This is a genomic window from Micrococcus sp. GPGPB33, assembly GCF_037853785.1.
GTDB classification, from domain to species: domain Bacteria; phylum Actinomycetota; class Actinomycetes; order Actinomycetales; family Micrococcaceae; genus Micrococcus; species Micrococcus luteus.
In genome coordinates this window covers 2,381,502-2,393,443 of the sequence record NZ_JAQMWO010000002.1, presented here as the reverse complement: position 1 = coordinate 2,393,443, position 11,942 = coordinate 2,381,502, and the positions used below count along the sequence as shown (strand labels likewise).

Below are 11,942 nucleotides of genomic sequence, written 5' to 3'. Positions count from 1 at the left end.
AGATGAGACGAGCGGGCTCCGCCCCGCAGGATGGGAATTGCGACATCCACTCATCCGCGGAAGGAAGCCCGCTCGTGACTCACGCTAACGCACCTCTGACCCCCACCGGCCGGCTGCGCATGGTCCACCGCCACCTGAACGACGGGATCCCGCAGTCCCACGTGGCCGCGGAGTTCCGCGTCAGTCGGCCCACGGTGGCCACCTGGGTCGCCCGCTACCGTGCCGAAGGCGAGGCAGGACTGCAAGACCGCTCGAGCCGGCCCCATCGCTCACCTGCCCGGCTCGACCCCGCGATCGTGGCCGAGCTGGAGGCCCTGCGCCGGGCCGAGAAGTGGTCCGCCCGGCGCATCCATCACCATCTGGTCGGCGAGGGCCACCAGGTGTGTCTTCGCACCGTGGGGCGATGGCTGCACCGGGCCGGGATCTCCCGCCTACGGGACCTGACCCCAGCCGGAGAAGACCTCCGCCGGCAGCCGGCCCGGAGGATCACCGCGAGGGGGCCAGGGCACATGGTGCACCTGGACGTGAAGAAGATCGGACGCATCCCTGAAGGGGGAGGCTGGCGCGCCCACGGAAGAGACAGTGAGGCAGGGCGTGCTTCCAAGCGGGGGTCTGGCCAGCGGGTCGGCTACACCTACCTGCACTCGGCGATCGACGGGTTCACCCGCCTGGCGTACACGGAGGCGCTGGAGGATGAGCGGGCGGTGACCACGATCGGGTTCTACTGCCGGGCCCGCGCGTTCTTCGCCGCTCACGGCATCACCGTGGACCGGGTGGTCACGGACAACGGGAACAACTACCGGGCCGTGGACTTCACCCGGAAGGTGGTCTCTCTCGGGGGCCGGCATCACCGGATCCGCCCCTACACCCCGCGCCATAACGGGAAGGTCGAGCGGTACAACCGGCTGATGGTCGACGAGGTCCTCTACGCCCGCCCGTACTCCTCAGAGCGGGCTCGGCGTGAGGCCCTGCAGGTGTGGGTGAATCACTACAACTACCATCGGCCGCATACCTCCTGCGGAGAGGCTCCTCCGGCCTCGTTGGCCCCGGTGCGTGTCAACAACGTCATGCCCTCCTACAGCTAGACTGGCCCGCATGAGTGTGACCGGCGAACCCGACCTGAACGACCCCTTCGCGCCCGCCGGCGGCGGCACGTCCGTCCTCGAGCGTGAGGAGCTGCGCCAGGAGATCGAGCCGGGCGACCACGAGCGCTTCGCCCACTACGTCCGCAAGGAGAAGATCACGGAGTCCGCCGTCACCGGTGCCCCCGTGATCGCCCTGTGCGGCAAGGTGTGGGTGCCGGGCCGGGACCCGAACAAGTTCCCCGTGTGCCCCACGTGCAAGGAGATCTACGAGGGCCTGCGCGAGCCGCAGGACGGCGGCGACGGCGACGGCAAGCGCGGTGGCTGGTTCGGAGGCCGCGGCCGTGGCTGACGGCCGCTCCCTGACGAGCGGCACCCCGGACGGCAGCGTCCAGCACGACCTGTTCCACATCGGCGAGGACCTTCCCCCGCCATGCCCGAGCGCGCGGCGTGGGGGACGGCCCCCAAGCTGCGCCAGTGGCAGCAGGAGGCGCTGGAGCGCTACCTCCAGACCGCGCCGCAGGACTTCCTGGCGGTCGCGACCCCCGGCGCGGGCAAGACGACGTTCGCGCTGCGCGTGGCCAAGATCCTGATGGACTCCGGCGTCGTGCAGCGACTGACCGTCGTCGCGCCCACGGACCACCTCAAGCGCCAGTGGGCGGACAACGCCGCGCGCGTCGGCATCGCGATCGACCCGAACTTCAAGAACGCCGACGGGCGGCACGGCGCCGAGTACCGCGGGGTGGCGCTGACGTACGCCCAGGTGGCGAACAAGCCCGTCCTGCACCGGAACCGCACCGAGGCCGCCAAGACGCTGGTGATCCTGGACGAGATCCACCACGGCGGCGACGCCCTGAGCTGGGGCGAGGGCATCCGTGAGGCGTTCGAGCCGGCCACGCGGCGGCTGTCCCTGACCGGCACGCCCTTCCGCTCGGATACCGCCTCCATCCCCTTCGTCCGCTACGAGCTCGGCCAGGACGGCATCGAGCGCTCCAAGGCCGACTACACGTACGGCTACGGGCCGGCGCTGCGCGACCACGTGGTCCGCCCCGTGATCTTCATGGCCTACTCGGGCCAGATGCGCTGGAAGACCTCCACCGGCGAGGTCATGGAGGCTCAGCTCGGCGAGGCCGCCACGAAGGACATCACCGCCTCCGCCTGGCGCACCGCGCTGGACCCGGCGGGCGAGTGGATCCCGTCCGTGCTGCGCGCGGCCGACCGCCGGCTCAGCGAGGTGCGCCGCAACGTGCCCGACGCCGGCGGCCTCGTGATCGCCACGGACCACCAGGACGCGCGCGCGTACGCCGCGCAGCTCGAGGCGCTGACCGGCCAGCGGCCGGCCGTGATCCTCTCGGACGACAAGGGGGCCTCGGATCGCATCGAGGAGTTCGCCGCGTCGGACGAGCGGTGGATGGTGGCGGTGCGCATGGTGTCCGAGGGCGTGGACGTGCCCCGCCTGTGCGTGGGCGTGTACGCCACGTCCACGTCCACGCCCCTGTTCTTCGCCCAGGCCGTGGGCCGCTTCGTGCGCTCCCGCCGGCGTGGGGAGACCGCCTCGGTGTTCCTGCCGTCCGTGCCCGCGCTCATGCTGCTGGCCAACGAGATGGAGCTCGAGCGGGACCACGCGCTGGACCGCAAGGAGGGCGCCGTCGACGTCGAGGACCTCGAGGACGCCCCCGAGGAGGACCTCATCGCGGAGGCCAACCGGGCCGAGAGCGGCTCGGACGCGCTGACGCGGGAGAAGTTCGAGGCCCTCGAGTCCCGGGCGAGCTTCGACAAGGTGCTCTTCGACGGCGGCGAGTTCGGTCTCGGCGGCGCCGTCGGCTCGGAGGAGGAGCAGGACTTCCTCGGCATCCCGGGCCTGCTGGACGCCGAGCAGGTCTCCGCCCTGCTGCGGCAGCGGCAGGCCGAGCAGATCCAGCGCCGGCCGCGTGCGCAGGCGGCCGAGCCCGCCGACGTCGTGGACCACCGGCGGATGAAGGAGCTGCGCGCGGAGCTGTCCAAGACGGTGTCCGCCTGGGCGGCCCGGTCCGGCCAGCCGCACGGGGTGATCCACAACCGCCTGCGGGAGATCTCCGGCGGCCCCGCCGTGGCCCAGGCCTCCCGCGAGCAGCTGGAGAAGCGGCTGAGCACCCTGCGCGGGTGGTTCGTCGGCCGGACCTGAGGTTCAGATTCGAGACTCTAGGGGGCGGGTGTGTCAATCGTAATCGGATCTTTAGGGGGAATATTTTTATGGCTAATTTACCAGGCTATTGGTACTAGATGGCCCGAAGTTTATGCGACAGCTCGGGACTCTCTTGATTTAATGCCAAGAAGAAGCTCGGTAAAGTATCTACTTATATACAGGGGAATACCTACGTTTTCCGTGACTGTCCTGGCCCTGAACTTGGCCGTGGAGTCGGGAGGGGACCCGTATTGGACGTCAGCATTCGTATTTTGGACCTATTCGACCTTGGCGGAAATTCGGTCTACTTTCAGCCCAAAGGGCGCATTGAGACAATTGTCTACAGTGAATACTGTCTATCTTTCGGCGTCTGTAGTCGTCACAACGATTTATTGCAGTGTCGCAGTATTGGTATACCCGCACTTCTCTGTCCTGGTTCCGTCGGTCAGGGAGCTTGTTATTGCACTCTGGACAGCCCTGTTCGCTTCCGTTTTGGCGATATCTTTCCAGCGATTCAACACCCGGTCCGGTCCGGATGTGCAAATGGAAATCGATTACTCCATTAAGGACATCGGACAGAAGACGTGGTCTCAAATCGATTCCATATGTATGCGTGAAAATATTGACCCTTGCCTCATTAAGGCCCTTGCTGCTGCCGAAGCGCAGCAGCGGCCTCGGTGGATCCGGCAGGCGGAGCGCGTGGCGGGGCGACTCTTCGGCGGTGGGACTTTTGGTGTCGGCCAATGGCCGTCATCACGGCCAATTGATGATCTAACGTCTATAGAGTTCCGCGCTAAGCAGCTGGCGCCTGAGGGCTTAACTCCGCATGAGTGCGACATTGCTGAGGTCTATGATTTCCTTGATATTGACTATTTCATCTATTCATGGAATTCGGATGAATCATTTGCAGATAGCGCGAGGGGATTTTACTCTGCATTCAGGAGGGCAAAGATGGTTGAGCATGTTGCCGAAAGCGATGCGTGACATGCCATCCCGTCAGCGAGGCGCTCCGCCGACTTGGCCTGAAGGCCCGCACGCGGCGGTCTGAGGTTCGCCTCCCCTGGCTGGCACCCGGCACGGGGACGGGCTGGAATGGGGGCACGATGTCAGGAGTCGCCATGCCCGTGTCCGCCCCGTCCCCGTCACGTCCCGCCGTCCTCGGCTTCGCCGCGCGGTACCCGTGGGTGCTCGCGACGCTGGTCGTCGTCGCCCTCACCCTCGGCCTGCACCTGGCGGGGGCGGAGGATCCGGCGCGCTGGATCGCCTCGGCGTATGCCCTGGTGGTGGCCGCGTGGACCTCGGTGGGCATGGTCAGGGACCTGATGCGCGGGCACTGGGGTGTGGACATCCTCGCCGTCACCGCGATCGTCGCCACCGTGCTGGTGGGGGAGCACCTCGCCGCCGTGCTCGTCTGCCTGATGCTCACCGGTGGGGAGGCCCTCGAGGACTACGCGGCCGGCCGCGCTCGGCGGGATCTGTCCGCCCTGCTGGACCGCGCCCCGCAGCGCGCGCATCGCCTGGGCCCGGACGGCTCCGTGGAGGACGTGCCGGTGGAGGAGGTGCGTGCCGGCGACCGGCTCCTGGTGCGTGCCGGCGACCGGCTCCTGGTGCGTCCCGCCGAGGTGCTTCCCGTGGACGGCACCGTGGCTTCCGCCGAGGACGGCGGGGAGGTCGCCGTGGACCTGGACGAGTCCTCCCTGACCGGCGAGTCCCTGCCCGTCACGCACCGCACCGGCTCGGCCGTGATGTCCGGCGCGCTCAACGGCACCCGCGCCTTCGTGCTCGAGGCGACCGCCTCCGCGGCCGACTCGCAGTACGCGGCCATCGTCTCCCTCGTGCAGCAGGCGGCCGAGTCCCGCGCCCCCATGGTGCGCCTGGCCGACCGCTACGCCGTGCCGTTCACCGCCGTCGCCTACCTGATCGCCGGCCTGGCCTGGTGGCTGTCCCAGGACCCGGTCCGCTTCGCCGAGGTGCTCGTGGTGGCCACGCCGTGTCCGCTGCTCATCGCCGCTCCGGTGGCCTTCCTCGGCGGCATGTCCCGCGCCGCCACGTCCGGGGTGATCGTGAAGTCGGGTGGGACCATCGAGGCCCTCGGCTCCGTGCAGACCGTGGGCTTCGACAAGACCGGCACCCTCACCGCCGGCCGCCCCGAGCTGGTCGGCGTGCGCCCGGCCGCCGGCTTCGCCCAGGACGAGCTGCTGCGCCTGGCCGCCTCCGCCGAGCAGTACTCCGTGCACGTGCTCGCCGACGCCATCCGCGCGGCGGCCGAGGAGCGCGGGCTGTCCCTGGCGACCGCGCAGGATGCCACGGAGGAGGCCACCCACGGGGTCGTGGCGGTGCTCGAGGGTCGGCGCGTCGTCGTCGGCAAGCGCGCCTACGTCACGCAGGCCGCCCCGGACACCGTCACCGCCGACCTCGCCCCCGGTCAGTCCGCCGTCTACGTGGCCGTGGACGGCGCCTTCGCCGGCGTCCTGCTGCTGGCCGACCGCATCCGCCCCGAGTCCGCCGCCACCGTGCAGGCGCTCCACCGCCTCGGCGCACGACAGGTCCTCATGCTCACCGGCGACGCCGAGGCCACCGGACGGCACATCGCCAGGGAGGCGGGCATCGACGAGGTCCACGCGGACCTGCTGCCCGCGGACAAGGTCCGCCTGCTCTCCGAGCGCCCGGAGCGCCCGGTGATGATGGTCGGCGACGGCGTCAACGACGTCCCCGTGCTCGCCGCCGCGGACGTGGGCGTGGCCATGGGCGCCCGCGGCTCGACCGCCGCCTCCGAGTCCGCCGACGTGGTGGTGCTCGCCGACGACGTCTCCAAGGTCGCCGTCGCCGTGGCCGCCGGCCAGCGCACCCTGCAGGTGGCCACGCAGTCGATCTGGGTCGGCATCGCGCTCTCCCTGGTCCTGATGGTCATCGCCGCCACGGGCGCCATCCCGGCTCTGGTCGGCGCGCTGTTCCAGGAGCTCGTGGACGTCGTGGCCATCGTCAACGCGCTGCGCGCCATGAAGCCCGGCCCGCACGAGGCCGAGCGGCTCGGCGATCTCGCCGCCGCCCCCGCCCGGGGGAGCGGCGGGCCGTGCCGGCCTGAGCGCCGGGCTCAGCCGTCCCGGGACTGGAAGCGCACGAAGGCGCGCAGCTCGTCACCCTCCACGTCACGGGACTCGCGGAATCCATGGGCCTCGTAGAAGGCGCGCTGGCGCTCCTCGGTGTCCGTGAGCAGCACGTGCTGACGCACCTGGCCGAACCGGGCGAAGACGCGGCGCAGCAGCTCGGAGGCGATGCCGCGGCGCTGGTGCCCCGGATCCACGAGGATGTCCTGCAGGTAGGCGATGGTGTGGCCGTCGGAGACCACGCGGGCCAGGCCGACCAGACGGCCGCCGTCGAAGGCGGTCACCACGGTGGCCGAGCCCTGCAGCCCGCCCATGAGCGTGTCCATGTCCGCCGTGTAGGCGGACTAGCCCACGGCGTCGTAGAGGGCGCGGACGTCGTCGGCGGCCGGAATCGCCCCGGAGAGGTAGCGGATGCCGTCCCGGTCTGCGGCGATGGGGGAGTCGGTCATGGCTGCTCTCCTCGTCTGCGTCGGGCACCGGCTCCGGCACGCCCGCCGGGGCCGCGTGCCTCCATCATGCCGCATCGAGTGACATCCGTCACTGTCTCGGCGTGCGGCGCCTCAGAGGCGACGCCGGTGCCGCTCAGGGCCGAACCCGCTCACGAGGTCGCCAGGATGGCCCCGGCGGCCTCCATCTCGTGGAGCGCGGCCTGGGCGGCCGCCTCGTCGACGCCGGCCACCAGGTCGGTCAGCACGGTGACCTCGTAGCCGGCGTCGAGGGCGTCGAGCACGGTGGCGCGCACGCAGTGGTCCGTGGCGATGCCCACCACGGTGATCGCGTCCACGCCCTGCTCACGGAGCCACTCGTCGAGGCCGGGGGCGCCGGACTCGACGGCGGCCGCGGCCACGGCGGTGGCCCCGTACGGGCCGACGGTCCCGGAGGGGCGCTCGCCCGCGGCCCCGGTCGGGACGGCGTCGGGCTCACCGAGGGCGCCGTCGAAGCCGGAGTAGGCGTCCGTGTGCAGGCCCTTGAGGAACTCGGCGTCGAGGTGCTCGTCGTCCAGGTCGGGGTGCAGCTCGGCGCCGGCGGTGCCGGCCACGCAGTGCACCGGCCAGGTGGTGCGGAAGTCCGGCTCGGCACCGGTGGCCGCCGCGAAGTGCGTGCCCGGGTCGACGTGCCAGTCGCGCGTGGCGGCCACGGCCGCGTAGGCGTCCGCGTGCTCGGCCAGGTGCTCGCTGACCCCGGCCGCGACGGCGGCGCCGCCGGTCACACCGAGGGCGCCGCCCTCGCAGAAGTCGTTCTGCACGTCCACGATCACCAGGGCGCGGTTCAGGTTCTCCACGGGTCAGTCCTCCAGGAAGATGGTCGGGATGGCGGGATCGCCCGGCTGCAGGCGGCCCACCGAGGCGGGCAGCTCGCGCAGGGAGGCGGCGTGCCGCTCGGCGGCGCGGGTCACGGCCTCGGGGCCGGTCCAGCCCTCGGCCAGCTCGCCGGCGTGCACGAAACGGTGCAGCAGGGGACGGTCGTCGGCGTCGGGCGCGGCGCCGCGGTTGACGCCGATCACCTCGGCGGTGGCCCGGCCCCGCGGGTCGCGGCGGCGCGCGGCCTCCTTGCGGCCGCCCCGGCTGGCCTTGCCGGAACTGGCCTTGGCCACGTCCACCCACGTGCCGTCGTCGTCCTGGCGGGCCACGAGCTTGTAGACCATGGAGGCGGTGGGCGCGCCGGACCCGGTGACCAGGCGCGTGCCCACGCCGTACGAGCTGACGGGGGCGGAGCGCAGGGCGGCGATCGCGTACTCGTCCAGGTCCGAGGTGACCATGATCCCGGTCTCGGTGTTGCCCAGCTCGTCGAGCAGCTCGCGCACGCGGTGGGCCTGGATCACGAGGTCGCCGGAGTCGACCCGGACGTTCCGCAGGGCCGGGCCGGCCACCTCGACCGCGGTGCGCACGCCCTGCTCCACGTCATACGTGTCCACGAGGAGGGTGGTGTCCGCCCCGAGCGCGGCGACCTGGGCCTCGAAGGCGGCGCGCTCCGAATCGTGCAGCAGGGTGAAGGAGTGGGCGGCGGTGCCGACGGTCGGGATGCCGTACCGGCGGCCCGCCTCGAGGTTCGAGGTCGCGGTGAAGCCCGCGATGGCCGCGGCGCGGGCGGCGGCCACGGCGGACTCCTCGTGCGTGCGGCGCGAGCCCATCTCGGCGCACGGGCGGCCGTCCGCGACGGCCGTCATGCGGGAGGCTGCGGAGGCCACGGCGGAGTCGTAGTTGTAGATGGAGAGCAGGTAGGTCTCCAGGATGCACGCCTCGGCGAACGTCGACTCCACCTGCAGGAGGGGGAGTGCGGGAAGTAGGCCTCGCCCTCGGCGTAGCCCACGATGTCGCCCGTGAACTCGTAGTCGGCCAGCCAGGCCAGCGTGGCGTCGTCGAGGGCGGTGGTGTCCGCGAGGAAGTCGAGCTCGGGCGTGTCGAACCGGAAGCGGGACAGGCCCTCCAGCGCGCGGCCCACGCCGGCCACCACGCCGTAGCGGCGGCCGCTGGGCAGGCGTCGGGTGAACAGCTCGAAGCGGGAGCGGCGGTGCGCGGTGCCGGCCTTCAGCGCGGCCTGGAGCATGGTCAGCTCGTAGTGGTCGGTCATCAGCGCCGTGGGGATCTGCCAGTCGTCGGCGGTCCGCGGGGCGCTGGGCACGGGGTTCTGGCTCACGCGCCCACCCTAGTGGACCGTGGCGGGGCCGGTCCTGGCCCGCCCGCCTCGTACACTGGGGCGCATGTCCGTGCTGACCCGCCACGATCCGTCCGCGCCGCGCGCCGTGCGTCCGGCGCCGGGTGAGTCCGTCCCTGCCGGCGCCACCGACACCGCCCTGCTGGAGCGGCCTCACGAGGACACAGCCCGGGACCGGCCGTGGAACGTGGTGGTGTGGAACGACCCGGTGAACCTGATGAGCTACGTCGCCTACGTGTTCCGCACCCACTTCGGCTACTCCGCGGCCAAGGCGCAGCGGCTCATGCTCGAGGTCCACGAGCGGGGCCGGTCCGTGGTGGCGACGGGCACCAAGGAGAAGGCCGAGCTGCACGTGGGCGCGATGCACGGCTACGGGCTGTGGGCCACGCTGGAGCAGGCGGAGGACTGAGGAGGGGCATGGCAGAACGGTTCCGCTGGACGCGGCGGGGGTACACGGCGCAGCTGGAGCTGCCGGAGGTGCGCCTGCTGCGCGGGCTGGTCAGGGACGTCGTCGCCCTGCTCGAGGGCCGACGCGCGGACGTGCGCCCCGCCGAGGCGGACCCCGCCGAGGCCCCGGCCGCCGAGGACGGCGTCGACACGCCCGAAGATCCCCGGCGGCGCCGCCGTCCGTGTCCGCCGCGCAGGACGCGGGCCCCGTGGCTGGGCTGGACGCGTCCGACGCCGCGTTCTGGGGGCTGGTCTCCGGGCTGCACCTGAGCCAGGACCCGGAGCCGCAGCGTTCGGCCCCCACCGACCCGGCCGTCGCACGCCTCCTGCCGGATGCGATGCCCCAGGCCGGCGCCGCCGAACAGGGCGCCCACCGGGCCCTGACCGAGGACGCCCTGTCGGAGGGGAAGCTCGCGGACGCGCGCCTGGCCCTCGAGCTGCTGCGCTCGACGCGCGTGGAGGTGCCGCACGACCAGGCGCCGGCCTTCGGCCGCGCGCTCAACGACGTGCGCCTCGTCCTCGCCGCCCGCCTGGGCGTCGAGACCGAGGAGGACGCCGCCCGCGTGCACGCCGTGGACGACTGGCGCAGCGCGGAGGACGTCGAGTCCACCATGGCCCTGCTCTACAACTTCACCTCGTGGCTGCTGGAGACGCTCATGACGGAGATGCTCAGCGAGCTGCCCGAGGGCGCGGACGAGTCCGCGCCGGGCGCCGGGGACGCGGAGGGCGAGCAGTGAGCGGCCAGCGCGCCGCCGTGGACGCCGCGGCGCCGATCGGCGTGTTCGACTCGGGCGTGGGCGGGCTGACCGTGGCCCGGGCGATCATGGACCAGCTGCCCCACGAGTCCATCCTCTACGTGGGCGACACGGAGCACTCGCCGTACGGCCCGCGGCCCATCGCCGAGGTGCGGGCCCTCGCCCTGGCGATCATGGACGAGCTCGTCGCGCGCGGCGTCAAGGCGCTCGTGATCGCGTGCAACTCCGCGTCGGCCGCCGTGCTGCGCGACGCCCGCGAGCGCTACACGGGAGGCCACGGCATCCCCGTGATCGAGGTGATCCAGCCCGCCGTGCGCCGCGCCGTGGCCGCCACCCGCACGGGCCGGATCGGCGTGATCGGCACCGAGGCGACCGTCGGGTCCCGCGCCTACGAGGACTCGTTCTCGGCCGCCCCGCACCTCGAGATCACCTCGGTCGCGTGCCCGCGGTTCGTGGAGTTCGTGGAGGCCGGCATCACCACCGGCCCCGAACTGCTGGAGACCGCCCGGGAGTACACGGCCCCGCTGCGCGCGGCGGGCGTGGACACCCTCGTGCTGGGATGCACCCACTACCCGCTGCTGACCGGCGCCCTCTCGCTCGTGATGGGGGAGGACGTCACGCTCGTCTCCTCCGCGGAGGAGACCGCCAAGGACCTCTACCGGGAACTGGTCCGCCTCGGCCTCGAGCACCCCCACTCGGCCGCGGGCTCCGGCCAGGCCACTCGCCACCGCTTCGCCGCCACCGGCGACCCCGACCACTTCCAGGCCCTCGCGCGCCGCTTCCTCGGACCCGAGGTCGAGTCCGTGCGACGCCTGGAGACGATCGGCGCGCCCCGCCCCGCGGCCGCGCCGGTCCCGACGCGCTCGGCGGCCTTCGTGCGGCTGGGCGCCGAGCAGGAGGGTGTGACGTGAAGCTGACCATCATCGGGGCCTCCGGGTCCTTCCCCGGCCCGGGCTCGCCCGCCTCGTGCTACCTCCTCACCGCGGAGGGCGTGGCCGAGGACGGCGTCACCCCGCGCACGTGGCGGATCCTGCTCGACCTCGGCAACGGCGCCCTCGGCGTGCTGCAGCGCTACGTCGAGCTCGCGGACCTGGACGGCATCCTGCTCTCCCACCTGCACCCGGACCACTTCATGGACCTGTGCGGGATGCACGTGGCCATCCGCTGGAACCCGGCCGGCTGGGGCCGCGGCCGGCTGCCCGTCTACGGGCCCGCCGGCACCGCCGACCGCATCGCCGAGGCGTACGGGATGGACCCCGAGCCGGGGATGCACCAGGACTTCGAGTTCCGGTGCTGGGCCGCCGGCCGCACCGAGCGGCTGGGTCCGTTCCGGTTCACCCCGGTCCCCGTGCGCCATCCCATCGACGAGGCCTATGCGATCCGGGTCGAGGTGGACCGCGTCGACGACGACGGCGACGTCACCACCCGCGTGCTCACCTACTCCGGGGACACCGACGCGTGTGAGGGGCTCGTCGAGGCCGCGCGGGACGCGGACGTGTTCCTGTGCGAGGCCGCCTTCCACGAGGGCCGGGACGACGGCATCGACGGCGTCCACCTGACCGGCCGACGGGCCGGCGAGACGGCGGCGCAGGCCGGGGCCCGGAAGCTGCTGCTCACGCACCTGCCGGTGTGGAACGATCCGCAGCGCGCCGTCCAGGAGGCCCGCGAGGTGTACGACGGCCCGCTGGCCGTCGCCGTCTCGGGGCTGAGCTACGGCGTCTGAGGGCGTGCC

The 11,942-nt window shown here is 72.1% G+C and carries 12 protein-coding genes and 1 pseudogene; 10 read left to right on the top strand and 3 right to left on the bottom strand.

Going from position 1 to position 11,942, the window contains the following annotated elements:
- The first annotated feature begins 74 nt into the window (after positions 1–74).
- The 5 genes from POD19_RS11335 (at position 75) to POD19_RS11315 (ending at position 6,428) form a co-directional block, all read left to right on the top strand.
- The gene (locus tag POD19_RS11335) at positions 75–1,085 is read left to right on the top strand and encodes an IS481 family transposase (protein ID WP_036383560.1); all 1,011 of its coding nucleotides are present in this window, start codon (positions 75–77) and stop codon (positions 1,083–1,085) included.
- Positions 1,086–1,095: 10 nt separating this feature from the next.
- On the top strand, positions 1,096–1,434 hold the full coding sequence (locus POD19_RS11330; protein WP_044659196.1) for a DUF3039 domain-containing protein: 339 nt from the start codon (positions 1,096–1,098) through the stop codon (positions 1,432–1,434).
- A gap of 81 nt (positions 1,435–1,515) precedes the next feature.
- A complete protein-coding gene (locus POD19_RS11325) occupies positions 1,516–3,246 on the top strand; it encodes a DEAD/DEAH box helicase (RefSeq protein WP_260849648.1) in 1,731 nt (576 codons plus the stop codon).
- Positions 3,247–3,789: 543 nt separating this feature from the next.
- Entirely contained in the window at positions 3,790–4,230 is a 441-nt protein-coding gene (locus tag POD19_RS11320; protein WP_340309480.1) for a hypothetical protein, read from the top strand.
- Positions 4,231–4,364: 134 nt separating this feature from the next.
- The gene (locus POD19_RS11315; protein WP_340309479.1) at positions 4,365–6,428 is read left to right on the top strand and encodes a heavy metal translocating P-type ATPase; all 2,064 of its coding nucleotides are present in this window, start codon (positions 4,365–4,367) and stop codon (positions 6,426–6,428) included.
- Here the strand turns inward: POD19_RS11315 and POD19_RS11310 are convergent.
- From POD19_RS11310 to POD19_RS11300, 3 genes and pseudogenes are all read right to left on the bottom strand, one after another.
- Positions 6,341–6,679 (bottom strand): GNAT family N-acetyltransferase, encoded by a 339-nt coding sequence (locus POD19_RS11310; protein WP_260849630.1) that lies wholly within the window; start codon positions 6,677–6,679, stop codon positions 6,341–6,343. The genes POD19_RS11315 and POD19_RS11310 overlap by 88 nt on opposite strands.
- Before the next feature lie 272 nt (positions 6,680–6,951).
- Complete coding sequence (locus POD19_RS11305; RefSeq protein ID WP_144818322.1) at positions 6,952–7,635, bottom strand: isochorismatase family protein; 684 nt, start codon at positions 7,633–7,635, stop codon at positions 6,952–6,954.
- Between the two features lie 3 nt (positions 7,636–7,638).
- Positions 7,639–8,990: pseudogene (locus POD19_RS11300) on the bottom strand (nicotinate phosphoribosyltransferase).
- 64 nt (positions 8,991–9,054) lie between these two features.
- On the opposite strand from POD19_RS11300, the gene clpS reads away from it, so the two are divergent.
- Genes clpS through POD19_RS11275 form a run of 5 tightly spaced genes read left to right on the top strand, consistent with a single transcriptional unit; the run spans position 9,055 to position 11,933 of the window.
- Positions 9,055–9,417: an ATP-dependent Clp protease adapter ClpS gene (gene clpS, locus POD19_RS11295; RefSeq protein ID WP_002857236.1), complete on the top strand. Its 363-nt coding sequence runs from the start codon at positions 9,055–9,057 to the stop codon at positions 9,415–9,417.
- A gap of 8 nt (positions 9,418–9,425) precedes the next feature.
- Positions 9,426–9,725, top strand: coding sequence for a DUF2017 family protein (locus POD19_RS11290; protein ID WP_340309478.1), 300 nt, complete (start codon positions 9,426–9,428; stop codon positions 9,723–9,725).
- Positions 9,665–10,192, top strand: a complete 528-nt coding sequence (locus POD19_RS11285; protein WP_340309477.1) for a DUF2017 family protein — start codon at positions 9,665–9,667, stop codon at positions 10,190–10,192. Before POD19_RS11290 ends, POD19_RS11285 begins: the two co-directional genes overlap by 61 nt.
- Positions 10,189–11,121, top strand: coding sequence for a glutamate racemase (murI, locus tag POD19_RS11280; RefSeq protein ID WP_036313006.1), 933 nt, complete (start codon positions 10,189–10,191; stop codon positions 11,119–11,121). Before POD19_RS11285 ends, murI begins: the two co-directional genes overlap by 4 nt.
- Positions 11,118–11,933: an MBL fold metallo-hydrolase gene (locus POD19_RS11275; protein WP_144818324.1), complete on the top strand. Its 816-nt coding sequence runs from the start codon at positions 11,118–11,120 to the stop codon at positions 11,931–11,933. The genes murI and POD19_RS11275 overlap by 4 nt, the downstream gene beginning before the upstream one ends.
- Positions 11,934–11,942: the final 9 nt, after the last annotated feature.